We start from the raw sequence: 24294 nt of genomic DNA, 5'->3' as shown, positions 1-24294 counted from the left end.
CCCAGGCAGCCGGCAGCCAAGCCCGAGGCCAAGCCGACCGAGCAGGCCGAGGCACCCAGGCAGCCGGCAGCCAAGCCCGAGGCCAAGCCGACCGAGCAGGCCGCGGCGCCCCAGCAGCCGGCAGCCAAGCCGACCGAGCAGGCCGCGGCACCCCAGCAGCCGACAGCCAAGCCCGAGGCCGAGCAGGCCGCGGCGCCCAGGCAGCCGGCAGCCAAGCCCGAGGCCAAGCCCACCGAGCAGGCCGCGGCACCCAGGCAGCCGGCAGCCAAGCCCGAGGCCAAGCCGACCGAGAAGGCCGAGGCACCCAAGCCGGAAGCCGAACAGGCCGCCGAGACGGAAACGTCACAGCCCTCCAGCCGCCGTCGCCGTCGTGCTCACAACGACCCGCGGGAGATCCGCCGTCGTGAGCAGGAGGCCAAGGCCAGGGAAAGCAAGCAGGGATAATCCCCTGCCCGCCTTCCCAACGACGACGCCCGCGCATCTGCGCGGGCGTCGTCGTTGGGCCTTTCGTCTCGCCGGGCTTCAGGCCAGCGTGCCGCCCTTCCCGGCCAGGCGTGGTTCCCGTTCCAGGGCGACGCCGAAGCGCTCGCTGACATGGCCCGCCACGGCGTCGGCGAAGTCCAGCAGTTCGGCCGCACAGCCCCCGCCGAAGTGCACCAGCACCAGGGCCTGGTGCCGGTGGACGCCGAAGTGCCCCCGGCACCAACCCTTGAGCCCGCAGCGGTCGATCAGCCAGCCGGCGGCCAGCTTCACCCGGCCGTCGGACTGGGGAAAGTGCGGTAGCCCGGGGTGACCGGCCAGCAGTCGCCGCGCCGTCCCGGCATCCACCAGCGGATTCTTGAAGAAGCTGCCGGCGTTGGCCAGCGTCAGGGGATCGGGCAGCTTCTCGCGGCGTATCGCGCAGACCGCCTCGGCCACCGCCAGCGGCGTCGGCTCGGAGCCGACGCGCGTCGCCAGATCGCCGTAGCCGAGCCGGGGTCGCGCCGTGGGCGACAGCCGCAGCACCAGCCGGGTGATCGCCACCCGGCCATCCAGGGCGCCCTTGAAGACGCTGTCGCGGTAGCCGAAGGCGCAGTCGGCGGCCGTCATCACCACCTCGCGGCCGTCGTCGAGGCGGACGAGGTGCACCGCCTCGAGCACCTCGCCAAGCTCCACGCCATAGGCGCCGATGTTCTGGATCGGCGCGGCACCGCAATGCCCGGGGATCAGCGCCAGGTTCTCGACCCCCCACAGGCCGCGGTGGGCCAGGGCCATCACCAGCTCATGCCAGACCACACCGGCCTCGGCATGCACCAGGACCTCGCCCCCCTGCTCCTCCAGCCACCAGTCGGCCATTGCCGGCTGCACCACCAGCCCCGGGAGCCGCTCGGGCAGGATCAGGTTGCTGCCGCCGCCCAGCAGCGTCAACGGCCAGCTCTCCCGATCGGCCAGCGCCAGGGCCTCACTCAGTTGCCGGCCATCTCGGGGAGCGACGAAGCGTTCGGCCACGCAGGGCAGGCCCAGGGTATTGGCCCGGCCGAGGTCGTGCCCGGCAAGCAGCCTCGGGCTCAAGATAACGGCTCCAGACGGGCCTCGAGTTCCGCGATCAATCCGCCCGCAGCCGCCTCGATCAGGTCCAGTACCTCCTCGAAGCCACTATCACCGCCGAAGTAGGGATCCGGCACCGACCGGCCGTGGTGCCCGGCGAACGCCAGGAAGAGCCCGACATGGGCCTCGCACCCGGCGGGGCGCCGAGCCTCGATGGCGGCCAGGTTGTCGTGATCCATGGCCAGCAGGTAGTCGAAGCGGGCGAAGTCGCCGTCGTCGAGCTGACGCGCCCGCAAGGCCGAGAGGTCGACGCCGCGCCGGGCCGCCGCCGCCATGGCCCGTGGGTCCGGGGCCTTGCCCACATGCCAGGCGCCGATGCCGCAGGAGTCCACCTCCACCCGGCCGGCCAGCCCACGCTCCTCGAGCCGGCGGCGGAACACCCCCTCGGCGGTGGGCGAACGACAGATATTGCCCAGGCAGACAAACAGCACCCGCATCATCGATCTTCCTCGCTCTCGGCGCCGTCCCGCATCAGCGCACGGACCCGGGCCAGGTCCTCGACGGTATCCACCCCGGCCGGGTGCGGTACCCGGGCCAGCGCCACCTGGATGGCGTGACCACGGTGCAGGGCACGCAGCTGTTCGAGCTGTTCGAGACGTTCCAGCGGTGACGGCGACCAGTCGCGGTAGTCGGCGAGAAAGCCCGCGCGATAGGCATAGAGGCCGATATGGCGTAGCCAGGCGTCGGTCTCGAGCAGCGCGGGCCGCGTGGCGAAGGCTTCACGGTCCCAGGGGATGGGAGCCCGGGAAAAGTAGAGCGCTCGCCCGGAGAGCGCGCGCACCACCTTCACCACATTGGGGTTGAACAGCGCCTCGACCTCGGTGATCGGCTCGGCCAGGGTGGCGATGGACGCCCCGGGGTCGTCGAACAGCCGGGCGGCCACCTGGTCGATCAGCGCCGCGGGAATCAGCGGCTCGTCGCCCTGGACATTGACCAGCACCGCGTCGTCGGCGAGGCCCAGCCGCTCGGCTACCTCGGCGAGGCGATCGGTGCCCGAGGGGTGATCGGCCCGCGTCATCAGCACCTCGGCCTCCAACGGCACCAGTGCCTCGCGGATGCGCTCGTCGTCGGTGGCCACCACGACTCGAACGGCCGTGCTCTCGCAGGCACGCCGCCACACGTGGGCCACCATGGGCATGCCGTTGATATCGGCGAGGGGCTTGCCCGGCAGGCGCGACGAGGCATGTCGTGCCGGGATCACCGCAATGAACTCCTTCATGCCAAGTCTCCCATCACGGCTCACCGGTGCGTCCGGGGGAGTCATGCAGCTTCTCGTCGACGTCCAGGGCTCGTGCCTCCTCGGGCAGCATCACCGGGATGCCGTCGCGCACCGGGTAGGCCAGGCCATCGAAGAGGCAATGCAGCTCCTGGGCCTCCCGGTGGTACTTGAGCTTGCCCTTGCACAGCGGGCAGACCAGCATGGCCAGCAGTTCCTTGTCCATCTCTCGCACCTCTTGCTTGGATTGTCCCGGGTCGTGTGCCCCGGGATCAACGACCTGCTTCGCCCCGGGATGCTCCCGGGGGCGGTCCAAACGTCTTCAGCCTCGCCTCGAACCAGGCCACGAAGCCGGTATCGGGTCGCGCCGCCACCTCCAGCACCCAGCTATCGGGCGGCGCCAGTCCACGGCACTTGATCGCATCCTTGGCGGTCATCACCACCGGGCGACCGTCATCGAACGCCAGATCCCCGCCACGGAAGTCGTGGTGATCGGCGAAGGGATGGAGCGTCGCCTCGACCCCAAGCCCTTCCAGGGTGGCGAGGAAGCGCCCCGGATGGCCGATGCCGGCGACGGCATGGACCGGCCCGGCGAAGGGCAGCGGCGCCATCGGACGGCGCTCACCGCTCGCCAGGTGGCGCCAGCCGGCCGGCACCAGCGCCATGCCGTGGGCGCCCTCGGGCGGCGTGAAGGCGGGTTCCCCATTGATCACCACGGCATCGACGCCCTCGAGGCGCGACAGCGGCTCGCGCAGCGGCCCCGCCGGCAGGCAGCGGCCGTTGCCGAACCCCCGCTGGCCATCGACCACCACCAGCTCCAGGTCGCGGCCCAACGCCAGGTGCTGCAGGCCATCGTCACTGATCAGGATATCGCATCCCGCCTCGACCAGCCGCCCGGCCCCCCGCGGACGGTCCGGATCCACCACCAGCGGCAGCCCCGTCTGGTCGAACAGCATGCGCGGTTCGTCGCCGCACTCGGCCACGGCGGTCGTCTCTTCCACCCGCAGCGGATAGCTGCCCGCCCGGCCGCCATAGCCGCGGGAGACGATGCCCGGGCGCCAGCCGCGCGCGGCGAGGAAATGCCCCAGCCAGGCGACCAGCGGCGACTTGCCGGTGCCGCCCAGGGTGATGTTGCCGACCACGATCACCGGCACCGGCGCTCGCCATACGGGCTTGCTGCCGGTGGCATAGGCCGCGGCGCGGCGGGACACCGCACGGCGGTACAGGGCCTCCAGGGGGCGCAGGGCAAGAAGCCAGGCATCGCCCCGGTAGGCCGCCTCGAGCCAGCGCTGCCCCAGGCTCATGCCGATGGAGCCTCCTGGAACTGCAGCCGGTGCAGGGCCGCGTAGGCCCCCTCACGGGCCAGCAACGCGGTGTGACTGCCCTGCTCGACGATCTCGCCCTGTTCCATCACCAGGATGCGATCGGCACGCTCGATGGTCGACAGCCGATGGGCGATGACGAAGGTGGTACGCCCCCGGCACACCTCCTCCAGTGCCGCCTGGATATGGCGCTCGGATTCGGTGTCCAGCGCCGAGGTGGCTTCGTCGAGGATCAGCAGCGGCGCATCCTTGAAGATCGCCCGGGCGATGGCCAGGCGCTGACGCTGTCCACCCGAGAGCATCACGCCGTTGTCGCCCACCACGGTGGCATAGCCGCCGGGCAGGCGTTCGATGAACTCGTGGGCATGGGCGGCCCGGGCGGCAGCCTCGATGGCCGCCGGGTCGGCGTCGGGTACACCGTAGGCGATGTTGTCGGCGATGCTGGCGTTGAACAGGGTCACCTGCTGCGAGACCAGGGCGATCTGGCGGCGCAGCGGCGTCAGCCGGTACTCATCGAGGGGTATCCCGTCGATCACCACCCGCCCGGCGGTCGGCCGGTAGAAGCGCGGCAGCAGGCCGACCAGCGTCGACTTGCCGCTGCCGGAGCGGCCGACGATGGCCACCATCTCGCCGGGCGCCACCTCCAGATCGATCCCCTTGAGGACCTCCGGCTGGTCCGCCCCGTAGGCAAAACGCACGCCTTCGAAGGCCACGTGCCCCTCGAGGCGTCCTGGCTCGTGATGGCCCTCGTCCTGTTCGAGTGGCTCGTCCAGCAGACCGAACAACTCGCTGGCGGCGGCGATACCCTTCTGGATCTCGCTGTTGATCTCGGTGAGCTGGCGCACCGGCTTGGCCATCAGCGCAGCCGCGGTGACGAAGGCGACGAACTCGCCGGGGGTCATGTCGGCCATCAGACCAGGTGCCAGGGCCAACCACACCAGTATCGCCAGCGACAGTGCCACCAGCAGCTGGATCACGGGGGTACTGATCGCCTTGGTCAGCGCCTCCTTCATGCTCTGCTGGCGGTTGTACTCGCTGGCGGCGGCGAAACGCGCCTTCTCGAAGGCCTCCGCGCCATGGGTACGGACCACCCGGTAGCCGGAGAGCGCCTCGGAGGCCACATGGGTGACATCGCCCATGGACGCCTGGATACGGCTCGAGATGCGCCGGAAGCGCTTGCTGGCGTAGCTGACCACCCCACCGATCAGCGGCGTCACCGCCAGGAACAGCAGGGTCAGCATCCAGTTGGTCCACAGCAGGTAGCCGATCAGGCCGAGGACGAAGAGGCCCTCGCGCAGCAGGATGGTGATCGCCTTGGTGGCCGCCCCGGTGACCTGCTCGACATGGTAGGTGACCCGGGAGATCAGGTGGCCGCTGGAGTGGGTGTCGAAGAAGCGCCCGGGGAGGTGCAGCATGTGATTGAAGACGTTGCAGCGCAGCGCATGCACGATGTTGCGCGCCACATTGCTCATGAAATAGGTCCCGAGAAAGGTGCCGAGACCACGGGCGGCGAACATGCCCACCACGAACAGCGGCAGGAACAGCCGGAAGGCGGCGTCCGGATCCTGGATGCCGTCGATCAGCCGTTTCATCATCTCCGCCAGGGCGGTGCTGGAAGCGGCATAGATGACATAGCCGACGATCGCCAGCAGGAAGGAGCGCCAGTGCGGCCTGACGTAGCCGAGCAGCTGCTTGTAGAGCGTCCAGCCCGAATATTGGGTCCCGTAGAGAATCACGGTGTCTCCGCTTGTGTGGATGAAACCTCGGTGGTGGCGATGCGCACCTGGCGGATGCCGAGGGCGCCGGCCTGGTCCAGGGCCCGGACCACGGAGGCGTGGCTGGCCCGGCCATCGGCCTCCAGCACCAGGCCGTGACGGCGGGCCTGCTCGGCCTCGGCGGCCAGGGCCTCGCCCAGCCCCGCGGCAGAGAGCTCCCGGTCGCCGAGGCGATAGTCCCCCGCCGCCGTGACTACCAGGGTCACCGGCGAGACCTCGGCCGCCACGCCGCTGACGCTCTCGGGCAGTTGCAGCTCGAGCGCCTGGCGGGTCTCGAAGGTGGTCGAGACCATGAAGAAGATCAGCAGCAGGAAGACCACGTCGATCAGCGGCGTGAGATTCACCTCCACCGGATCGCGCCGGGTGCGCGGGAACCTCACGACGGCTTCACCCTCGGGGCGATGCGCCCGTCGGCTTCCAGGCGATCGCCGTCCCGCTCGCCTTCATGGCGCTCGGCCAGGGTCAGTTCGCCGGGGTAATGGGCGAGGAACTCCACCACCTGGCCGGCCTGCTCCTCCATGCGCACGGTGATGTCCTCGACCCGGCGCTGGAAGTAGCGGTGGAACATCAGCGCCGGAATCGCCACCGTGAGGCCCGCCGCCGTGGTGACCAGGGCCCGGGAGATGCCACCGGCCAGGTCAGCGGTGCGGCTGGCGCCATCGCCGGCGACGATCACCGAGAACACCTCGATCATGCCCACCACGGTCCCCAGCAGGCCGATCAGCGGGGTGATGGCGGCGATGGTGCCGAGCGGGCTCAGGAAGCGCTCCATGTCGTGGATCACCGCGGTGGCGGCCTCCTGCAGCCGCGACCGCACCTGCTCGTGACCGAGGCGCGCGTTGCGCAGCCCCGCGGCCAGGACCCCGCCCAGGGGCGAGTGACTCTCCAGCCAGTAGAGGTTGACCTGGCCGCGGGCCACCAGCGAGCAGACCTCCTGCCCCAGCCCCAGCGGCGCGATGCGACTCGCCCGCAGCGTCCACAACCGCTCGATGATGATCACCGTGGCCAGCAGGGAGCAGCCGAGCAACGGCAGCATCAGCCAGCCCCCGGCGATCAGGGCCTCCATCATGTCCATGCCGTCCCCCTCAAGTGCCCTGGAATCACACGCCCGTCACTCGGGCGATTCTAACGCAAGGCAGTCGCCTCCGACACCGCTGCGCCGCCCGGCCACCGGGCGCTCGCTCACCACGTCGTCGTACACGGCCTCGCCCAGCCAGAGGGTCACGGCGCCGTCGTGGGCGGTGCTCCACAGGCAGCTACCGGTGCGGCGAAAGCGCCGGACCACCGCATCATCGGGATGACCGAAGGGGTTGTCACGCCCGGCACTGAAGATGGCGTGGCGCGGCGACAGGCTCTGCACCAGTTGGGGCCCGGAACTGGTGCGGCTGCCATGGTGGCCGGCGACCAGCACCGTCACCGGCGTTCGAGTCTCGAGCAACAGGGTTCGCTCCACCGCGCGTCCCACGTCACCGGTGATCAGCAGGCGATGATCACCGGCCGTGACCTCGAGGACACAGGAGCGGTCGTTGCTGGAGAGCTCGCCGGTCTCGGGCGGGGGCCAGAGGAAGCGGAAGCGTACCCCATCGCGCTCCCAGGCATCACCCGCCCGGCAGGGGGCGACGGGCACGCCGACCATCTCCCCGGGGGGCGCGATGAAGCGCGCCACCTGATGCTCGGCGGCCAGCAGCGGCACGCCGCCCGCATGGTCGAGGTCGTCGTGGCTGACGATGACGGCATCGAAACGCTGGCCCGGCGGCCACAACGAGGCCAGCGGCGTGAAGCCCGAAGCGAACCGCGGCCCGGCATCATAGAGTGCCCGATAGCCGGCGGTGCGCAGCTCGACGAGTTGGCCCTGCCCCACATCGTGCACCCGGACCCGCAGCTGGCCCGGCAGCGACGACTCGGACGACGGGGTCAGCGGCACCAGGGCAAGCACCAGGCTCGCCACCAGCCGCAGCGACCGGGCCAGACCGGGCAACGCCCAGAGCAGCGTCACCACCACCAGGGCCAGGGCCAGCGGCGTCACCAGCGACGGGCCGGGCAGCCACAACGGCAGCCAGGCCACCGCCAGCTCGAGCAGCCACACGAGCCCCTCGACCAGGTGACCGAACAGCCACCAGCAGAGATGCGAGAGCGGCGGCAGCCAGGCCAGCAGCCAGCCTAGCAGTCCGAGTGGCACCAGCAGGCTGCTGACCAGCGGCACGGCGACCAGATTGACCAGCGGTGCGGCCGGGGCCAGGCGGGCGAAGGCCAGCAGTACGGCGGCCGCCATCAGCGGCGCCAGCAACAGTTGGGTACGGATCAGCACCCATAGCCAGCCGCGCACGCCCCGTGGCCGGGGCCGCCCCTGCCAGATCAGGATCAGCAGCGCCACGGCGGCAAACGACAACCATAACCCGGGACGCCAGGCGGAGCGGGGATCCAGCAGCACCACCAGCCCCAGGGCCAGCCACCAGGCCTGCCAGGTGCCAGGCGCATGGCGGCCACTGGCCACCCAGAGCCCTACCAGGGCCATCACCATGGCCCGCAGGGCCGGCGGCTCGAGCCCGGCCACCCAGGCGTAACCGACCGCCGCGCCCCCGGCCAGCCACCAGGGCCAGACGGCCAGCCGCCAGCGTCCCGGCGTGGCCAGGCGAGCCACGCCACGGGCCATCAGCAGAACGAAGGCCGCCACCAGCCCGACATGCAGCCCCGAGATCACCATCAGGTGGGTGGTGCCGCTGGCATTGAGCAGTTCCCAGTCCGCCTGCTGCAGTCGCTCGCCTGCCCCCAGGCTCAGGGCCGCCAGCCAGCGCGACGCCCGGGGGTCCAGCGCCCGGGCGTCGAGATGCGCCAATGCCCGGCGCCGCAGCGAGGGCCCTGCCGCCTCGAGCCGACGGGGGGCCGGCTCACCGCGCACATAACCGGTGGCCTGGATGCCCTCGCGCCACAGCCAGCCGCGGTAGTCGAAGGCATGGGGATTGGCGAAGCCGGTCGGGGGCCGCAGGCGCACCGTGAAGGCCCAGCGCTCGCCGGGCCGGAACGCCGGAGCGGCGAAGGCGCTGAGCCGCAGCCGGCGAAGGTCGTCACAGGGCAGCCGACCGTCGGCGACGGGGCGGCAGGCCTCGACGGCGACCACCAGCCGTGTCAACCGCGCCTCCCGCGCCACCGACAGCACCCGGGCCTCCACGGCGAGGTCCTCGCGGGTCAGGCCGGCCGGCAGCTCGGCGCCTCGCGCCAGCAGCAGGGCGATGGCGACACCGGTCATCGCCACCACCGGCAGCAGCACGGCCAGGCGGCGACGGGTCCCGGCCAGCAGCAGCGCCAGGCCCAGCGCCTCGACCAGGCCTGGCGGCGCATGGTGCCCCAGCAGCACGCCGCCGAGCGCGGCGAGCGCCAGGGGGATGGCGAGTCCAAACGGCATTCCCTTGCTCCTGCGTCGACTGCCGCCGAAGATCGCAAGACGGCAGCGCCCTGCCGGGCAACCGTTGGGTGGCCGGCATGGCGAGGCTCCTGGCTTGTATGGATAATAGCTCGGGTCCCGAAGCAGCGAGCCCGACGACATGCCGCGCCGATTCCTGCAGCGCTACATGCCCCACCCCGACACGCTCAGGCGTCAGCGCTCGCTGCGCTTCATGGGCCACCTGATCGGCAACCCCTCGCTGTGGGTGCTGTCGCGGCGCAGCGTCGCCAACGCCTTCTCCGTAGGCCTGTTCAGCGCCATGCTGCCGGTCCCTTTCCAGATGGTCGTGGCCGCCTTCGGCGCCTGGCTGACGCGCTGCAACCTGCCGCTGTCGGTGGGTCTGGTGTGGATCACCAACCCGCTGACCATGCCGCTGATCTTCTACGGCAACTATCGCCTCGGCGCCTGGCTGATGGATATCCCCGCCCGGCAGGCACCGAGCCGGCTATCGACACGCTGGGTCGCCGAGCAGCTGGCCGAGCTCCTGCCCGCGCTGGCGGTGGGTTCGGTGGTCTCGGCGCTCGTCATCGCGTTCCTCGGCAACGTGGCGATTCGTCTCGTCTGGCGCTGGCAGGTCTCGCGCAGCTGGAGGCAGCGTTCCCGGCGCCGGCACAGGCGCCGGGGCCGGGAACAGGACCCCTGACCCGGGCCAGCCAGGCGTTCATGCCAGGCCATGGAAACACCGCGGCCGGCGCCTTGGCGCCGGCCGCGGTGCATCTGATGAACCGTAACGGGAGACTCAGGTTCGAGGCTCCTCGGCGAGACGTCCGCCGTCGAGCCTGAGCACGCGATCCTGGTGGGCCGCCAGTGCCGGATCGTGGGTCACCACCACGAAGGCGCAGGCGGAGGTGCGCGCCAGCTCGTCCATCAACGCCAGGATGCTCGCCGCCGTGGTCTGGTCCAGGTTGCCGGTGGGCTCGTCCATCAGCACCAGGCTCGGGTCGGTGACCAGGGCCCGGGCGATGGCGACCCGCTGGCGTTCACCGCCGGAGAGCTCCCCCGGCTTGTGATCGGCACGCGCCGCCATGCCCACCCGGGCGAGGATCTCCAGGGCCCGGGCCTCGGCAGCCTTCTTGCGCTGCCCCCGCACGATCAGCGGCAGGGCGGCGTTCTCCAGCGCCGTGAACTCCGCCAGCAGGTGGTGGAACTGGTAGACGAAGCCGATGCGCCGGTTGCGGAAGCGCCCCAGGTCGGCGTCGCCGAGGTTGTGCAGCGACTCGCCGGCGATGTGCACCTCGCCCCGGCTGGGACTATCGAGCCCACCCAGCAGGTTGAGCAGCGTGGTCTTGCCGGAGCCGGAGCTGCCGACGATGGCCACCCGCTCGCCGGCGTGGACCCGCAGCTCCAGGCCATCGAGCACGGTGACATCCTGGGGGCCCTCCCGGTAGACCCGGGTCAGGTCGTGGCACTCCAGCATCGGCTGGGCGGAGGCAGCGCTCGGCGCGGCGGGCATCGTTGTCTCCTTGTTCGGGTCCTGATGGGTACGCGGGTGGAGGCTCGACTCATTCATAGCGCAGCACCTCGGCCGGCTGGACCCGGGCCGCGCGCCAGGCGGGATAGAGGGTCGACAGGAAGGTCAGGACCAGGGCGGCGGCGACGATGTCGCGCACGTCGGCCCAGTGGAGTCGGGACGGCAGGTCGCTGATGAAGTAGACCCCGGCATCGAGGAACTGGATGCCCAGCGTCGCTTCGACCCAGCCGATGAGATCCGCGATGGTCAGCGCCAGCAGCACGCCGAGCCCCACCCCGACGAGGATCCCGATCGTGCCGATGGCCAGCCCCTGGACGATGAAGATGCCCATGATCGAGCGCGGTGTAGCGCCGATGGTACGCAGGATGGCGATGTCGGCATGCTTGTCGGTGACCACCATCACCAGGGTCGAGACGATGTTGAAGGCCGCCACGGCGATGATCACCGTGAGCAGCAGCGCGATCATGCGCTTTTCCATCTGGATCGCCTGGAAGAGATTGCCATGGGAGAAGGTCCAGTCGAGGCCGCGGTAGCCCGACCCGAGCTCGTCGATGATGGCACGGGTCTCGCTACCGGCCAGGAAGAGATCGTCCAGCTCCAGGCGCAGCCCGCCCACGGCATCGCCCATCCGAGCCAGGGTCTGCATGTCCTCGATATGAGCGTAGGCCAGGCCGGCATCGAGATCGGCACCGACGCTGAAGATGCCACTCACGGTGAAGCGCTTGAGCCGCGGGAAGACCCCGGCGGGAGTGATCGAGGCCTCGGGCACCAGCAGGGTGACCCGGTCGCCCACCCCCACCCCCAGGCGCCGGGCCAGGATCGAGCCGAGCACGACGTTCCACTCGCCGGGCTCGAGATCCTCGAGGCTGCCCTGGCGCATGTGGCGGCCGATGATCGAGACGCGATCCTCCCACTCGGGATCGACGCCATTGACCATGGCGCCCTCGTTGCGACCGCCCACCGAGAACATGCCCTGTTGCTCCACATAGGGCGCGGCGCCGATCACCCGTTCGCGTTCCATCAACCGCTCGGCCAGCGACCGCCACTCGGTGAGCCCCGAGGGCGACTCGATCTTGGAGTGTGGCACCATGCCGAGGATCCGGGTGCGCAGCTCGTAATCGAAACCGTTCATCACGGAGAGCACCAGGATCAGCACTGCCACGCCCAGCATCAGGCCCAGCATGGAGGTCAGCGAGATGAAGGAGATGAAGTGGTTGCGGCGCTTGGCGCGCACATAGCGCAACCCGATCAGGAAAGGCAGGCGGTCGAGCATGGTGTCGTTCCTTGTCAGCGGGGGCTCATGGTACGGTTTTTTGCAGCGCGCTGCATCGGGGCAAGGAGAGATTGCGCGGTGCTTGCATCATTTTCGCACTGCGCCTACATTTCGCCGGCCCCGAGATCATCCATTCGACGAGAGCCCAGCCCCATGGCCGTCCGCCTGCTTCCCGAATGGCATCCCCAGGATGCCGTACACCTCACCTGGCCCGGTCCCGACAGCGACTGGGCGCCCCTGCTCGAGCGCATCGAGGCCACCCTGGAAGCCATGGTGGTGGCCATCACCCGTTACCAGGCCGTGCTGATCTGCCTACCCGACGCCGCCACCCGCACCCACCTCGAGCGGCGCTTCGCCCGCCTCGGCGTGGATGCCTCACGCCTGCACCTGGCGGTCGCCGCGGCCGACGACAGCTGGGCCCGGGACCATGGCCCGATCGCCGTGGAGCGCCACGGGGCTCCGCAACTGCTCGACTATCGCTTCACCGGCTGGGGCGGCAAGTATGAAGCCACCCGGGACAACACCCTGACACGGCGCCTGGCCGAGGCCGGGGTCTTCGCCTGCCCGGTGGTCAGCCACGACCTGGTGCTCGAGGGCGGCGCCCTCGACACCGATGGCCAGGGCACCCTGCTGACCACCGAGGCCTGTCTGCTCAACCCCAACCGCAACCCGACCCTCGACCGCACCGCCATGGAGGCCAGGCTGCACGCAGACTGCGGGATCTCTCGGGTGCTGTGGCTGTCCAACGGCCATCTCGAGGGCGACGACACCGACAGCCACGTGGACACCCTGGCACGCTTCTGCGACCCCGGCACCATCGCCTATGTGCGCTGCGACGACGAGAGCGACCCCCACTACCCGGCGCTGGCCGCCATGGAGGCCGAACTGAAGGCCTTCCGTCGCATCGACGGCGAGCCCTATCGGCTGATCCCGCTGCCCTGGCCGCGCCCCTGCTTCGACCCGGTGGACGGCCACCGACTGCCGGCGACCTATGCCAACTTCCTGATCATCAACGGTGCCGTGCTGGTGCCGGTCTACGGCGACGCCGCCGACACCCGGGCGCTGACCGCCCTGGCCGGCGCCTTCCCCGACCGCGACATCGTGCCCATCGACTGCCTGAGCGTGATCCGCCAGCACGGCAGCCTGCACTGCCTAACCATGCAGCTTCCGGCCGGGACCCTGGCCCGTCCCGCCGGCAGCGACAGAGGAGAAACCCCATGACCCGCCACCTGAAAGTCGGCCTGGTCCAGCAGCCCGCCTGGCCCGACAAGGCGCGCAGCCTGGCCGAGAGCGAGGCCGGTGTGCGTGAACTGGCCGCCGCCGGCGCCGAGCTGGTGATGCTGCAGGAACTCCACGCCAGCCACTACTTCTGCCAGTACGAGGACGCCGAGCTCTTCGACCTGGCCGAGCCACTGGACGGCCCCACCGGCAGCCGGCTGGCGGCCCTTGCCGCCGAGCTCGATATCGTGCTGGTGGGCTCGCTGTTCGAACGCCGCGCCCCGGGGCTCTACCACAACACCGCCGCGGTCTACGACCGCAAGCTCGGCCGGGTGGGCCACTACCGCAAGATGCACATTCCGGACGACCCGGGCTTCTATGAGAAGTTCTACTTCACCCCCGGCGATGTCGACGACGTACGCGGCCAGGGCTTTGCGCCCATCGATACCTCGGTGGGTCGGCTCGGCCTGCTGGTGTGCTGGGACCAGTGGTACCCGGAGGCGGCCAGGCTGATGGCGCTGGCTGGTGCCGAGCTGTTGCTCTACCCCACCGCCATCGGCTGGCATCCGCCCGACGACGACGCCGAGAAGCACCGCCAGAAGGACGCCTGGACCCTGATCCAGCGCAGCCACGGCGTGGCCAACGGGCTCCCGGTGGTCGTCGCCAACCGGGTCGGCCACGAGCCCGACCACTCCGGGGTGAGCCCCGGCATCGACTTCTGGGGCGGCAGCTTCATCTGCGGCCCCCAGGGGGAGCTGCTGGCCCACGCCGGCGTCCAGGCCGAGCGGCTGCTGGTGACCCTGGACATGACCCGTTGCGAGGAGGTACGACGCATGTGGCCGTACCTCCGCGATCGCCGGATCGATGCCTACGGCGATCTCACACGACGCTACCGAGACTGAGCGGTCGGGCCCCACGAGCAGTAGCTCGACAGTGGCGGCACGTTCGCCGATAAAGACGCCGAGGCCGCCCCAATGGGGTCAGACCCCGGCCGAGTTACCTGGGCTGTCATAGTGCACCTTGCGAGCGGATTCGACGCCGCCGGGGTCTGACCCCCTAGGGCCTCCCAGCGCTGGCTGCCCGCCACGGAGACGACCCAACCAGCTGATTTCTCATCAATGCTTGTGAAGACACCCCCGCCGGCTCGGCCGACGGGGGTGTTCTTCTTCCAGCTTCAAGCTTACGGCTTGAAACTCTATTTCCAGAAATCGCGGATCGAGGCGATGCCCTGGGCGCCCACCGCACGGGCATGGTTGGCGTCGAAGCGGGTCATGCCGCCCAGCGCGAAGACCGGCATGGCGGCGCGCTCGACGAGCTGCTGGAAGTCGTGCCAGCCCATCGGCGCCACCTCCGGATGCGACGGCGTGGTGCGCAGCGGCGAGAGAGTCACGAAATCGCAGCCGAGTCGGCCGGCCTGGACCAGTTGGCTACGGTCGTGGGTGGAGGCGGAGAGCCACTTGCCCTCGGCGATGGGCCGGCGCTCCAGTAACATCAGCCGTTCGCTGGTCAGATGGATGCCATCGGCGTCGAGGCGCGACAGCAGCTCCGGAGCACCGTTGAGCAGCAGTCGTGCCTCGAAACGGCGACACAGCGCCAGCGCCTGCTCGGCGCGGGCCAGGTAGGCCGATTCGTCCAGGGTCTTGGCCCTCAGCTGCACCAGGCGCACCCCGTCCTCGACCAGCGCCCGCTCGAGGCGCTCGAGGAAGAGCGCCTCGTCCTCCTCCTCGGCGGTGATCAGGTACTCGGTGGGCAACATCACCGCCTTGAGGATCGGCAGGTTGGCCGCCGGGAACGGGTAGTTGACCAGCTCCGCCATGGGCACCCAACGGACCGCCTGCCCTTCGCGGCCGAAGGGCTCGCCGGAGAACTCATGCACCTGCCACACATCCAGCAGGATGTGCTTGTCGGAGTACTCGTGGTGGATGCGGATCAGCGGCTGGGCACGCTGGATCTCCACCCCCAGCTCCTCGTGCAGCTCCCGCTTGAGCCCCTCGAGCCCGGTTTCGTAGGGCGCCAGCTTGCCGCCCGGAAACTCCCATAGGCCACCATGATCGACGTTGGACGGCCGGCGGGCGAGCAGCACCTCCCGACCATCGGTGCTGATGATGGCGGCGGCCGCCACGTGCACCCTTCTCTTCACCATTGCGTTCATTCACTCTTCCAACTGGTTCGCGCCTGGCAAAGCGCAAAGGTCTCTTGTCTGGCGATGGCCCACCATCGCTGCCGGTCAGCTGCGGTAGTCGGCGTTGATCGTCACGTAGTCATGGGAGAGGTCCGAGGTCCAGACCGTGGCGCTCTCCCCGCCGCGCCCCAGGTCGATGCGGATGACGATCTCCTCCCGGGCCATCACGGCGCTGCCCGCTGCCTCGGTATAGCCGGCGGCACGGCCGCCGTTCTCCACCAACCGGACCTCGCCCAGGTCGATGGTCACCCGTGCCACGTCGAAGTCCTCCACCGGCGCTCGCCCCACCGCGGCCAGGATCCGCCCCCAGTTGGCGTCCGAGGCGTAGAGGGCGGTCTTGACCAGGGGCGAATGGGCCACGGTGAAGGCCACGCCCAGGGCCTCCCGCCGGCTCGCTGCCGAGTCGACCTGCAGGGTGACGAACTTGGTGGCTCCCTCGCCATCGCGGATGATCGCCTGGGCCAGCTCGGTCATCACCCGCTGCAGGCCGTTGCGGAACACCGCGATCTGCTCCTCGCTGGCGACGGCGGCCCCTCGGCCGGTCGCGATCAGCACGCAGGCATCGTTGGTGGAGGTATCACTGTCCACCGTGATGCAATTGAAGGAGCGATCCACGGTCTCGCGCAGCAGCGACTCCAGCAGCGGCTGTTCGATGGCGGCATCGGTGGCCACGAAGCCCAGCATGGTGGCCATGTTGGGCTGGATCATGCCCGAGCCCTTGCTGATACCGTTGATGGTCACGCGACTGTCGCCCAGCTCCAGGGTCACGCTGGCCCCCTTGGCGCGGGTATCGGTGGTGAGGATGCCCTCGCCCGCCTCGCGCCAGGCCGCGCTCCCCTCGTCGAGTGCTCCGAGCGCCCCCGGCAGGCCACCGAGCAACCGGTCCATCGGCAGCGGTTCGCCGATCACCCCGGTGGAGAACGGCAGCACGCGCTCTTCGGCCACCCCGCTCAGTCGCGCCAGATCGGCACAGCTGGTGCGGGCATCACGCAAGCCGGCCTCGCCGGTGCCGGCATTGGCATTGCCGGTGTTGATCAGCAGGAAGCGTGGCCCCTCGCCGCGGGCGACGCAGGTCGCCAGGTGCTCTCTGGCCACGATCACCGGCGCGGCACAGAAGGCGTTCCGGGTGAACGTCCCGGCGACCCCGGCCCCCTCGGGGATCTCGATCACCACCAGGTCACGACGGCCGGGCTTCTTGATGCCCGCCATGGTCGTCCCCAGGCGCAGGCCCTCGATCACCGGCATCTCCGGAAAGCGTGCTTCACCCACTGCCATCGTCTCGTCTCCTGGTTGAGTCCGTACTCGTCATCAGCTCAGCTTGCCGCAGCACTGCTTGTACTTCTTGCCGGACCCGCAGGGACAGGGGTCGTTGCGCCCGACCTTGGGCCCTTCACGGCGCAGCGGCCGTCCATCGGCGCCCGGCCGCGGGGCCTCGTCCTCGTCCTCGCCGTCGGCGGTCGCCGCCACCGGCACGTCGTGACGGCTGTCGGCGGTAGCCTTCTCCCGCTCCAGGGCGGCGCGACGCTGGCGCTCCAGCTCCTCGACCTCCTCGGGACGACGCACCTTCACGTGGCTGAGGATGCGGGTCACGTCGGCCTTGATGTTGCTCAGCAGGGTCTGGAACAGCTCGAAGGACTCGCGCTTGTACTCCTGCTTGGGATTCTTCTGGGCATAGCCGCGCAGGTGGATGCCGCGGCGCAGGTGATCCATCGATTGCAGGTGCTCCTTCCAGCGGGTGTCGAGCACCTGCAGCATGACCTGCTTCTCGAAGCGGCGCATCAGTTCGGCACCAGCCTCCTCGACCTTGGCCTGGTAGGCGTCGCGATGCATCGCCTGGAGGCGTTCGCGGAGTTGCTCCTCGTGGAAGCGGTCGTCCTGCTCGGCCCACTCGACCACCGGGGCCTCGAGGTTGAACTCGCTCTTGAGGTGGTCCTGCAACCCCGGCAGGTCCCACTGCTCGGGCAGGCTCTGGGGTGGCACGAACTCGTTGACGGCGAGATCCAGCACCTCCTCGCGGATTCCGCTGACCGCGTCGGAGACGTCGTCGGACCCCAGTATCTCGTTACGCTGCTCGTAGATCACCCGACGCTGGTCGTTGGCCACGTCGTCATACTCGAGCAGCTGCTTGCGAATGTCGAAGTTGCGGCTCTCGACCTTCTTCTGGGCCCGTTCCACGGCATTGGAGACCATCTTGTGCTCGATCGCCTCGCCGCGTTCCAGGCCCAGCGCCTGCATGAGGCGCTGCACCCGCTCGGAGCCGAACAGGCGCATCAGGTTGTCTTCCAGCGACAGGAAGAAGCGGGTCGAGCCCGGGTCGCCCTGGCGGCCGGCACGGCCTCGCAACTGGTTGTCGATGCGACGCGACTCGTGACGCTCGGAGCCGACCACGTGCAGCCCCCCGGCGGCCAGCACCGCCTCGTGACGAGCCTGCCATTCGGCCTTTAGCGCCTCGATCTGTGCCTCGCTGGGGTTCTCGAGCTTGGCCGCCTCGGCCTCCCAGTTGCCGCCCAGCACGATGTCGGTACCGCGGCCGGCCATGTTGGTGGCAATGGTGATGGCCCCGGGGCGGCCGGCCTGGGCGATGATCTCCGCCTCACTCTGGTGCTGCTTGGCGTTGAGCACGTTGAACGCGAGGCCGGCCTGCTTCATCAGACCGGCCAGGTACTCCGAGGTCTCGATGGAAGCGGTACCCACCAGCACCGGACGCCCGGCCTCGGTCTGTACCTTGACGTCTTCGATGATCGCCTCGAACTTCTCCTCGGCACTGAGATAGACCAGATCGTTGAGGTCCTCGCGCACCAGCGGCCGGTTGGTGGGAATCACCACCACGTCCAGGCCATAGATCTGGCGAAACTCGAAGGCTTCGGTGTCGGCGGTGCCGGTCATCCCGGACAGCTTGTCGTAGAGACGGAAATAGTTCTGGAAGGTGGTGGAGGCGAGCGTCTGGCTCTCGCGCTGCACGGCCACCCCCTCCTTGGCCTCCACCGCCTGGTGCAGCCCCTCGGACCAGCGCCGGCCGGGCATGGTACGGCCGGTGTGCTCGTCGACGATCACCACCTGGCCGTCCTTGACGATGTAGTCGACGTCGCGGTGGTAGAGGTGGCGCGCCCGCAGCGCCGAGTGCATGTGCTGCAGCAGGTTGAGGTTCTGGGCGGCATAGAGGGAGTCCTCGGCGCCGAGCAGCCCCTCGGCCCGCATCAGTTCCTCGATCTTGTTGTGCCCCTCCTCGGTGACTTCCACTTGCTTCTGCTTCTCGTCGAGCAGGAAGTCGCCGCTCACCGGCGCGTCCTGATCCTCCGAGGCCTCTCCCTTGACCAGGTTCACCGCCAGGCGGTCGACCACCTTGTAGAGCTCGGTGTTCTCGTCCACCGCCCCGGAGATGATCAAGGGTGTTCTCGCTTCGTCGATCAGGATCGAGTCCACCTCGTCAACGATGGCGTAATGGAGCCCGCGCTGCACCTTGTCCTCCAGCGAGAAGGCCATGTTGTCGCGCAGGTAGTCGAAGCCGAACTCGTTGTTGGTGCCGTAGGTGATGTCGCAGGCGTAGGCGGCACGCTTCTCCTCGGCGGTCTGTCCGGCGTAGATGGTCCCCACCGACAGGCCCAGGAACTCGTAGAGCGGACGCATCCACTCGGCATCGCGGCGGGCCAGGTAGTCATTGACCGTGACCACGTGCACGCCATCGGCCGGCAGGGCATTGAGATAGACGGCCAGGGTCGCCACCAGGGTCTTGCCCTCGCCGGTCTTCATCTCGGCGATGCGGCCGCGGTGCAGGGTCATGCCACCGATCATCTGCACATCGAAATGGCGCATGCCCATGACCCGCTTGCTCGCCTCGCGCACCGTGGCGAAGGCCTCGGGCAGCAAGGCGTCGAGGCTCTCGCCGGCCTCCAGGCGCTGGCGGAATTCTCCGGTGCGCGCCTTGAGCGCCGCATCGTCCAGCGTCTCGAATTCCTGCTCCAGGGCGGTGATCTGCACGACCTGGCGGGACATGCGCTTGACTTCACGGTCGTTCTTCGAGCCGACGACCTTGCGTAACAGGGAATTGATCATGAAGGGTCCAATATCTGCGTGTGGCAGCGTGCCGGCCACCGGGGCCGGCCATTCGATAGGGTTTTCAGCGTGCCCACGCAGCAGGCGGACCTCGACGTGTCAGGACGTCGTGGGCGGCGGTGAGGCGCCGGCTTGGCGATGACAGGGGGCGCAGGCCGAGACGAGGCTTCGGCCGCGCAGGGTCGCGCAGGGTCGGCCAGCGCGTCAGCGCACGGCGACGGGCCTGGAGTCGCGAACTGGCGCGAATCAGGGCCGGTGCCAGGATGCAGATCTGCGCGATCCGCTCGGCATGACGCAGGCTCTCGACCTGCGCCAGCCCGGCCGGCAGCAGGCAACCCACCAGCAGGCCGGCCAGCCACCAGCGCGCCGGACGGCGCGCCAGCGCGGGGCGATGACCGCGGGCGGCAGCGTTACAGGCAGCGGACTGGACGGGCGGCATGCTGTCGATGAACTCCCGAGCGTGCTAGGCTCTTGCTGTTGACCGGTTGCCGGCTCCCATGACGCGGCCGGATGCGCAGAACAGGGGAAGGCCCCGAGAAACAAGCCCATGAGTATAAAGGTTAAGCGTCCCAGAGCACAGCCCATGTCCCGGTTGCTGGAGGGCGGCGGCGAGTTCGGCTCACTGATGCGCACGGCCCGCCTGATCGAGCGGGCCCAGCAGCATCTGCGCGACCACCTTCCCGAGGAGGTTCGCGAGCACCTCTACGTGGGCGGCTATCGCGAGGGGCACCTCACCCTGATCACCGACCGAGCCGTCTGGTTGACCTGGCTGCGCTACGAACAGCGCCGCCTGCTGTCGCTGCTGCACCAGTTGCCCGGCTTCGAGGCCGTGACCGGCTTCCAGTTCAAGGTACGCCCGGTACGGCCGGCCAGCACGCCCCCCCGCCAGGTCCGCCAGCTTCCTGCCCGGGCCGCCGACGAGCTCTCCAGCTGTGCCGCCGACGTGGAGGACCCTCGCCTGAGGCGCGCCCTGGAACGCCTGGCCTCCCACGCCGAGAAGCCCTGATTCCCCCGCATCGGGCCCACGAAACGAACGACGCCGCCACCCGATCGGGTGGCGGCGTCTTGCCTGCCTGACTGCCTGAGGAGGGAATGCGAATCAGGCCATGGCCGGCGCCGCATAGGAGATCGGAGCGATCTCGGCCTCGTCCTCGAAGGTCACCAGCTCGTAGGCATCGGGCTGAGCCATCAGTGCGCGACAGAGCTGGTTGTTGAGGGCATGGCCCGACTTCACGCCGCGGAACTCGCCGATCAGGCTGTAGCCGAGCTGATAGAGGTCCCCGATGGCATCGAGCACCTTGTGCTTGACGAATTCATCGTCGTAGCGCAGCCCACCCTCGTTCACGATGCGATAGTCGTCGACCACGATGGCGTTGTCGAGGCTACCGCCCAGCGCGAGGTTGTTGGAGCGCAGGTACTCGAGGTCGCGCATGAAACCGAAGGTGCGCGCCCGGGAGACCTCCTTGACGAAGGAGGTGGTGGAGAAGTCGACCATGGCGGTCTGCTTCTGGTCCTCGAACACCGGGTGGTCGAAATCGATGGCAAAGGAGACCTTGAAGCCCCGGTGGGGCAGGAAGGTCGCCTCCTTGTCGTCCTCGCGCACCGCGATCTCGCGCTTGATGCGGATGAACTTCTTCGCCGCGCCCTGCTCGGCGATGCCCGCCGACTGGATCAGGAACACGAAGGGGCCGGCGCTGCCGTCCATGATCGGCACCTCGGGGGCGCTGACATCCACATAGGCGTTGTCGATGCCCAGACCGGCCAGGGCCGACATCAGGTGCTCGACGGTGGCAACCTTGGCCCCTCCCGCGGAGAGCGCGGTGCACAGGGTGGTATCGGTGACGTTCTCGGCACGCGCCGGAATCCGCACCTCGGGATCCAGGTCGGTGCGCACGAACACGATACCGGTATCGACCGGTGCCGGCCGCAGGGTCAGATAGACCTTCTTGCCGGAATGCAGGCCGACGCCGGTGGCGCGGATGACGTTCTTCAGGGTACGTTGTCTGATCATGGGCAGTGGCCAGGCAGTTGTTGATTATCAAACACCGTTCACTATAACACCGAACGAGTGTTTCAACAAAAAAACATCACCCGACCCTGCCCATGCAGCCGATAGCGCACCTCAATCGGCCTGACGGCGCAGGAAGGCCGGGATATCGAGGTAATCATCGAGCTCCTGGGACTTGCGCTTCTCCGGACGAGGCTTGGCGGCCTGCTCGGGCTCGGCCGCCCTGGCGGTGGCCTGCTGGCGCATCGCCGCCGGCTGCTGGCGCTGGCGATAGTCGCCCCCCTCGGCCCGCCGCGCAGTCTCGCGGGCCGGCGCGGCTTTCTGCTGGGCCTGACGACCATCGAGGCCGGCCGCCACCACGGTGACCCGCAGCTCGTCGGTCATCTCCATGTCGATGGAGGTGCCGACCACAATGGTGGCGTCCTGGGAAGCGAACTCCTGGACGGTGGCACCGACGTCGTTGAATTCACCGATGGAGAGATCCGGGCCAGCAGTGATGTTGACCAGGATGCCGCGGGCACCGTGCAGATCGATGTCCTCGAGCAGTGGGCTCCTGATCGCCTTCTCGGCGGCCTCGCGGGCACGATTCTCGCCGGTGGCGCCGCCGGTCCCCATCATCGCCATGCCCATCTCGGACATCACCGTGCGCACGTCGGCAAAGTCGACGTTGATGATGCCCGGGCTGGTGATCAACTCGGCGATGCCCTGCACGGCGCCGAGCAGCACGTCGTTGGCGGCGCTGAAGGCAGTCAGCAGGCTGGCGCTCTTGCCCAGCACCGAGAGCAGCTTCTCGTTGGGGATGGTGATCAGGGAGTCGACATGCTCGGAGAGCTCCTTCATGCCCTCCTCGGCGGCACGCATGCGCTTGGGGCCCTCGAAGGGGAAGGGGCGGGTCACCACGGCAACGGTCAGGATGCCGAGTTCCTTGGCCACCTGTGCCACCACCGGAGCCCCCCCGGTGCCGGTACCGCCCCCCATCCCGGCGGTGATGAACACCATGTCGGCGCCGCCGAGCAACTCGGCGATACGCTCTCGGTCCTCCATGGCGGCCTGGCGGCCGACATCTGGATTGGCCCCGGCGCCGAGCCCCTTGGTGATCTCGCTGCCGAGCTGAAGGACGGTCTTCGCCGCGACCCGTTTCAGGGCCTGGGCGTCGGTGTTGGCGCAGATGAACTCCACGCCCTCGATGTTGCTCTCGACCATGTGATTCACGGCATTGCCGCCACCACCGCCGACACCGATCACCTTGATGACCGCACTGCTTGAGGGTGCGCTATCTACCAGTTCGAACATATGCCCCGTCTCCTGGACCGCGTCGGCGGCCCTGTCAGAAATTTCCTTTCAACCAGCCCTTCAGCCTTTCCAGCGCCGGAATCCCTTCCCTCAATCCCCGTCGGGAGGCGTCTTCGCGCCTCGGTTGCACCGGGATCACGCCACCTGGTGCCTGTCGACTCAGCCCCTGACGGACCTCCCGCAAGGCGTAATGTAGCAAACCGACCCCGGTCGAATAAATCGGGTTGCGTACCACATCGGCGAGTCCTCTCACGTTCTGAGGGCAGGCGATGCGTACCGGCATGTGGAAGATCTCCTCCGCCAGTTCCACCACTCCTTCCATGCGCGATGTGCCGCCGGTCAGCACCACGCCGGCCGCCACCAGGTCCTCGTAGCCGCTGCGCCGGAGTTCGTCACGGATCAGGGTGAAGAGCTCCTCGTAGCGCGGCTCGACCACTTCGGCCAGGGACTGGCGGGAGAGATCCCGCGCCGGCCGGTCGCCGACGCTCGGCACCTTGATCATCTCGTCGCTGGCCGCCAGCTGGGTCAGGGCACAGGCATACTTGACCTTGATCTCCTCGGCATACTGGGTCGGCGTGCGCAGCGCCATGGCGATGTCGTTGGTGACCTGATCGCCGGCGATGGGGATCACCGCCGTGTGGCGAATGGCCCCCTCGGTGAATACCGCGATATCCGTGGTACCGCCGCCGATGTCGACCATGCAGACGCCGAGCTCGCGCTCGTCCTCGGTGAGCACCGCATGGCTGGAGGCCAGCTGCTCGAGGATGATGGCGTCGACCTCGAGGCCGCAGCGCCTCACGCACTTCTCGATGTTCTGGACCGCATTGAGCGCCGCGGTGACCAGGTGCACCCGCGCCTCGAGCCGTACGCCCGACATGCCCAGCGGCTCACGGATGCCGCCCTGGGTGTCGATGGCGAACTCCTGGGGCAGCACGTGCAGCACCCGCTGCCCCTCGGAAATCGCCCGGGCGCGGGCCGAGTCGATGACACGGTCGATATCGGAGGGCGTCACCTCGCGCTCCTTGATCGCCACCACCCCATCGGAATTCATCGAACTGATGTGGCTGCCGGCCACCCCGACATAGACGGAGTGGATATCGCAGCCGGCCATCAGCTCGGCTTCCTCCACGGCACGCTGTATCGACTGCACCGTGGACTCGATGTTGATCACCACGCCCTTCTTCATACCCCGTGAGGGGTGTGAGCCGATACCGGCGATCTCGATCCCGCCATCGTCGGTGGGCTGCCCCACGATCGCCACGACCTTGGACGTTCCGATATCCAGCCCGACTACCATATTGGACGCATTGGATGGACCTGCCATGAGTCGGGAAGTCTCCTCGAACTTAGCCCACAAATAAGGGGGCGTTTAATCCTGAAAAACAAGTCTGGAGCAATTATAGGAACAACTACGGTTGATCCACCAGCCCATTACGAAAATCAAACTTCACGAT

General features: G+C 68.9%; 22 protein-coding genes and 1 pseudogene. 5 read left to right on the top strand and 18 right to left on the bottom strand.

Annotated features, from left to right (window positions below):
- A pseudogene (locus QLQ85_RS06260) lies at nt 1-444 on the top strand (ribonuclease E/G); the annotation flags it as partial.
- A 78-nt stretch (nt 445-522) separates the two neighbouring features.
- On the opposite strand, the gene murB reads toward QLQ85_RS06260, so the two are convergent.
- Genes murB through QLQ85_RS06215 form a run of 9 tightly spaced genes read right to left on the bottom strand, consistent with a single transcriptional unit; the run spans nt 523 to nt 9303 of the window.
- Nucleotides 523-1551 (bottom strand): UDP-N-acetylmuramate dehydrogenase, encoded by a 1029-nt coding sequence (murB, locus tag QLQ85_RS06255; protein ID WP_282738177.1) that lies wholly within the window; start codon nt 1549-1551, stop codon nt 523-525.
- Entirely contained in the window at nt 1548-2024 is a 477-nt protein-coding gene (locus tag QLQ85_RS06250; RefSeq protein ID WP_282738195.1) for a low molecular weight protein-tyrosine-phosphatase, read from the bottom strand. The genes murB and QLQ85_RS06250 overlap by 4 nt, the downstream gene beginning before the upstream one ends.
- Nucleotides 2024-2806 carry a 3-deoxy-manno-octulosonate cytidylyltransferase gene (gene kdsB / locus QLQ85_RS06245; protein ID WP_282723664.1) on the bottom strand — a complete coding sequence of 261 codons (783 nt, stop codon included), beginning with the start codon at nt 2804-2806 and terminating at the stop codon, nt 2024-2026. The genes QLQ85_RS06250 and kdsB overlap by 1 nt, the downstream gene beginning before the upstream one ends.
- Nucleotides 2807-2819: 13 nt before the next feature.
- Nucleotides 2820-3029, bottom strand: coding sequence for a Trm112 family protein (locus QLQ85_RS06240; RefSeq protein WP_102628436.1), 210 nt, complete (start codon nt 3027-3029; stop codon nt 2820-2822).
- 46 nt (nt 3030-3075) lie between these two features.
- On the bottom strand, nt 3076-4107 hold the full coding sequence (lpxK, locus tag QLQ85_RS06235) for a tetraacyldisaccharide 4'-kinase (protein WP_282738176.1): 1032 nt from the start codon (nt 4105-4107) through the stop codon (nt 3076-3078).
- On the bottom strand, nt 4104-5861 hold the full coding sequence (msbA, locus tag QLQ85_RS06230) for a lipid A export permease/ATP-binding protein MsbA (protein WP_282738175.1): 1758 nt from the start codon (nt 5859-5861) through the stop codon (nt 4104-4106). Before msbA ends, lpxK begins: the two co-directional genes overlap by 4 nt.
- Entirely contained in the window at nt 5858-6280 is a 423-nt protein-coding gene (locus QLQ85_RS06225; RefSeq protein ID WP_282738174.1) for an ExbD/TolR family protein, read from the bottom strand. The genes msbA and QLQ85_RS06225 overlap by 4 nt, the downstream gene beginning before the upstream one ends.
- Nucleotides 6277-6975 carry a MotA/TolQ/ExbB proton channel family protein gene (locus tag QLQ85_RS06220; RefSeq protein WP_282723660.1) on the bottom strand — a complete coding sequence of 233 codons (699 nt, stop codon included), beginning with the start codon at nt 6973-6975 and terminating at the stop codon, nt 6277-6279. The genes QLQ85_RS06225 and QLQ85_RS06220 overlap by 4 nt, the downstream gene beginning before the upstream one ends.
- A 36-nt stretch (nt 6976-7011) precedes the next feature.
- The gene (locus QLQ85_RS06215) at nt 7012-9303 is read right to left on the bottom strand and encodes a DNA internalization-related competence protein ComEC/Rec2 (protein ID WP_282738173.1); all 2292 of its coding nucleotides are present in this window, start codon (nt 9301-9303) and stop codon (nt 7012-7014) included.
- Between the two features lie 139 nt (nt 9304-9442).
- Here QLQ85_RS06215 and QLQ85_RS06210 point away from each other — a divergent pair, with 139 nt between their 5' ends.
- Nucleotides 9443-9985, top strand: a complete 543-nt coding sequence (locus QLQ85_RS06210) for a DUF2062 domain-containing protein (RefSeq protein ID WP_282738172.1) — start codon at nt 9443-9445, stop codon at nt 9983-9985.
- A 96-nt stretch (nt 9986-10081) separates the two neighbouring features.
- Here the strand turns inward: QLQ85_RS06210 and QLQ85_RS06205 are convergent, their stop codons facing one another.
- On the bottom strand, nt 10082-10795 hold the full coding sequence (locus tag QLQ85_RS06205) for an ABC transporter ATP-binding protein (protein ID WP_282738171.1): 714 nt from the start codon (nt 10793-10795) through the stop codon (nt 10082-10084).
- Nucleotides 10796-10844: 49 nt separating this feature from the next.
- Nucleotides 10845-12086 carry a lipoprotein-releasing ABC transporter permease subunit gene (locus QLQ85_RS06200; protein ID WP_282738170.1) on the bottom strand — a complete coding sequence of 414 codons (1242 nt, stop codon included), beginning with the start codon at nt 12084-12086 and terminating at the stop codon, nt 10845-10847.
- Between the two features lie 153 nt (nt 12087-12239).
- On the opposite strand from QLQ85_RS06200, the gene QLQ85_RS06195 reads away from it, so the two are divergent.
- Nucleotides 12240-13307, top strand: a complete 1068-nt coding sequence (locus QLQ85_RS06195; RefSeq protein WP_282738169.1) for an agmatine deiminase family protein — start codon at nt 12240-12242, stop codon at nt 13305-13307.
- Complete coding sequence (locus QLQ85_RS06190; RefSeq protein WP_282738168.1) at nt 13304-14206, top strand: carbon-nitrogen hydrolase; 903 nt, start codon at nt 13304-13306, stop codon at nt 14204-14206. The genes QLQ85_RS06195 and QLQ85_RS06190 overlap by 4 nt, the downstream gene beginning before the upstream one ends.
- 293 nt (nt 14207-14499) lie before the next feature.
- Here the strand turns inward: QLQ85_RS06190 and QLQ85_RS06185 are convergent, their stop codons facing one another.
- The 4 genes from QLQ85_RS06185 to QLQ85_RS06170 all read right to left on the bottom strand — a co-directional run bounded on the left by QLQ85_RS06185 (nt 14500) and on the right by QLQ85_RS06170 (nt 19978).
- Nucleotides 14500-15447, bottom strand: a complete 948-nt coding sequence (locus QLQ85_RS06185; RefSeq protein WP_282738194.1) for a Nudix family hydrolase — start codon at nt 15445-15447, stop codon at nt 14500-14502.
- An 84-nt stretch (nt 15448-15531) separates the two neighbouring features.
- Nucleotides 15532-16761 carry a bifunctional glutamate N-acetyltransferase/amino-acid acetyltransferase ArgJ gene (gene argJ, locus QLQ85_RS06180; RefSeq protein ID WP_282738167.1) on the bottom strand — a complete coding sequence of 410 codons (1230 nt, stop codon included), beginning with the start codon at nt 16759-16761 and terminating at the stop codon, nt 15532-15534.
- Nucleotides 16762-16794: 33 nt separating this feature from the next.
- The gene (gene secA / locus QLQ85_RS06175) at nt 16795-19539 is read right to left on the bottom strand and encodes a preprotein translocase subunit SecA (RefSeq protein WP_282738166.1); all 2745 of its coding nucleotides are present in this window, start codon (nt 19537-19539) and stop codon (nt 16795-16797) included.
- A gap of 64 nt (nt 19540-19603) precedes the next feature.
- Entirely contained in the window at nt 19604-19978 is a 375-nt protein-coding gene (locus QLQ85_RS06170; protein ID WP_282738165.1) for a hypothetical protein, read from the bottom strand.
- A gap of 144 nt (nt 19979-20122) precedes the next feature.
- Between QLQ85_RS06170 and QLQ85_RS06165 the strand changes: the two genes are divergently transcribed.
- On the top strand, nt 20123-20545 hold the full coding sequence (locus QLQ85_RS06165) for a DUF721 domain-containing protein (RefSeq protein WP_282723650.1): 423 nt from the start codon (nt 20123-20125) through the stop codon (nt 20543-20545).
- 93 nt (nt 20546-20638) lie between these two features.
- Here the strand turns inward: QLQ85_RS06165 and lpxC are convergent, their stop codons facing one another.
- From lpxC to ftsA, 3 genes are all read right to left on the bottom strand, one after another.
- Nucleotides 20639-21550, bottom strand: coding sequence for a UDP-3-O-acyl-N-acetylglucosamine deacetylase (gene lpxC / locus QLQ85_RS06160; protein ID WP_282723649.1), 912 nt, complete (start codon nt 21548-21550; stop codon nt 20639-20641).
- A 111-nt stretch (nt 21551-21661) separates the two neighbouring features.
- Nucleotides 21662-22840: a cell division protein FtsZ gene (ftsZ, locus tag QLQ85_RS06155; protein ID WP_102628450.1), complete on the bottom strand. Its 1179-nt coding sequence runs from the start codon at nt 22838-22840 to the stop codon at nt 21662-21664.
- Between the two features lie 34 nt (nt 22841-22874).
- On the bottom strand, nt 22875-24164 hold the full coding sequence (ftsA, locus tag QLQ85_RS06150) for a cell division protein FtsA (RefSeq protein ID WP_102628451.1): 1290 nt from the start codon (nt 24162-24164) through the stop codon (nt 22875-22877).
- Between the last annotated feature and the right edge of the window lie 130 nt (nt 24165-24294).

It is taken from the genome of Halomonas kalidii, assembly GCF_030010475.1.
Classification (GTDB): Bacteria; Pseudomonadota; Gammaproteobacteria; order Pseudomonadales; family Halomonadaceae; genus Halomonas; species Halomonas heilongjiangensis.
Note: the sequence above shows the minus strand (reverse complement) of the source record. Positions and strands in the feature narration are given on the sequence as shown.

What these genes read in the sequence shown, in the direction of transcription:
- kdsB (WP_282723664.1), bottom strand. Translation starts at nt 2,806, where the DNA reads ATGAAGGAGTTCATTGCGGTGATCCCGGCACGACATGCCTCGTCGCGC.
- ftsA (WP_102628451.1), bottom strand. Translation starts at nt 24,164, where the DNA reads ATGGCAGGTCCATCCAATGCGTCCAATATGGTAGTCGGGCTGGATATC.
- QLQ85_RS06170 (WP_282738165.1), bottom strand. Translation starts at nt 19,978, where the DNA reads ATGCCGCCCGTCCAGTCCGCTGCCTGTAACGCTGCCGCCCGCGGTCAT.
- lpxC (WP_282723649.1), bottom strand. Translation starts at nt 21,550, where the DNA reads ATGATCAGACAACGTACCCTGAAGAACGTCATCCGCGCCACCGGCGTC.
- QLQ85_RS06210 (WP_282738172.1), top strand. Translation starts at nt 9,443, where the DNA reads ATGCCGCGCCGATTCCTGCAGCGCTACATGCCCCACCCCGACACGCTC.
- QLQ85_RS06165 (WP_282723650.1), top strand. Translation starts at nt 20,123, where the DNA reads ATGTCCCGGTTGCTGGAGGGCGGCGGCGAGTTCGGCTCACTGATGCGC.
- QLQ85_RS06190 (WP_282738168.1), top strand. Translation starts at nt 13,304, where the DNA reads ATGACCCGCCACCTGAAAGTCGGCCTGGTCCAGCAGCCCGCCTGGCCC.
- QLQ85_RS06220 (WP_282723660.1), bottom strand. Translation starts at nt 6,975, where the DNA reads ATGGACATGATGGAGGCCCTGATCGCCGGGGGCTGGCTGATGCTGCCG.
- argJ (WP_282738167.1), bottom strand. Translation starts at nt 16,761, where the DNA reads ATGGCAGTGGGTGAAGCACGCTTTCCGGAGATGCCGGTGATCGAGGGC.
- QLQ85_RS06185 (WP_282738194.1), bottom strand. Translation starts at nt 15,447, where the DNA reads ATGGTGAAGAGAAGGGTGCACGTGGCGGCCGCCGCCATCATCAGCACC.
- secA (WP_282738166.1), bottom strand. Translation starts at nt 19,539, where the DNA reads ATGATCAATTCCCTGTTACGCAAGGTCGTCGGCTCGAAGAACGACCGT.
- QLQ85_RS06250 (WP_282738195.1), bottom strand. Translation starts at nt 2,024, where the DNA reads ATGCGGGTGCTGTTTGTCTGCCTGGGCAATATCTGTCGTTCGCCCACC.
- QLQ85_RS06195 (WP_282738169.1), top strand. Translation starts at nt 12,240, where the DNA reads ATGGCCGTCCGCCTGCTTCCCGAATGGCATCCCCAGGATGCCGTACAC.
- ftsZ (WP_102628450.1), bottom strand. Translation starts at nt 22,840, where the DNA reads ATGTTCGAACTGGTAGATAGCGCACCCTCAAGCAGTGCGGTCATCAAG.
- lpxK (WP_282738176.1), bottom strand. Translation starts at nt 4,107, where the DNA reads ATGAGCCTGGGGCAGCGCTGGCTCGAGGCGGCCTACCGGGGCGATGCC.
- QLQ85_RS06205 (WP_282738171.1), bottom strand. Translation starts at nt 10,795, where the DNA reads ATGCCCGCCGCGCCGAGCGCTGCCTCCGCCCAGCCGATGCTGGAGTGC.
- QLQ85_RS06240 (WP_102628436.1), bottom strand. Translation starts at nt 3,029, where the DNA reads ATGGACAAGGAACTGCTGGCCATGCTGGTCTGCCCGCTGTGCAAGGGC.
- QLQ85_RS06215 (WP_282738173.1), bottom strand. Translation starts at nt 9,303, where the DNA reads ATGCCGTTTGGACTCGCCATCCCCCTGGCGCTCGCCGCGCTCGGCGGC.
- QLQ85_RS06200 (WP_282738170.1), bottom strand. Translation starts at nt 12,086, where the DNA reads ATGCTCGACCGCCTGCCTTTCCTGATCGGGTTGCGCTATGTGCGCGCC.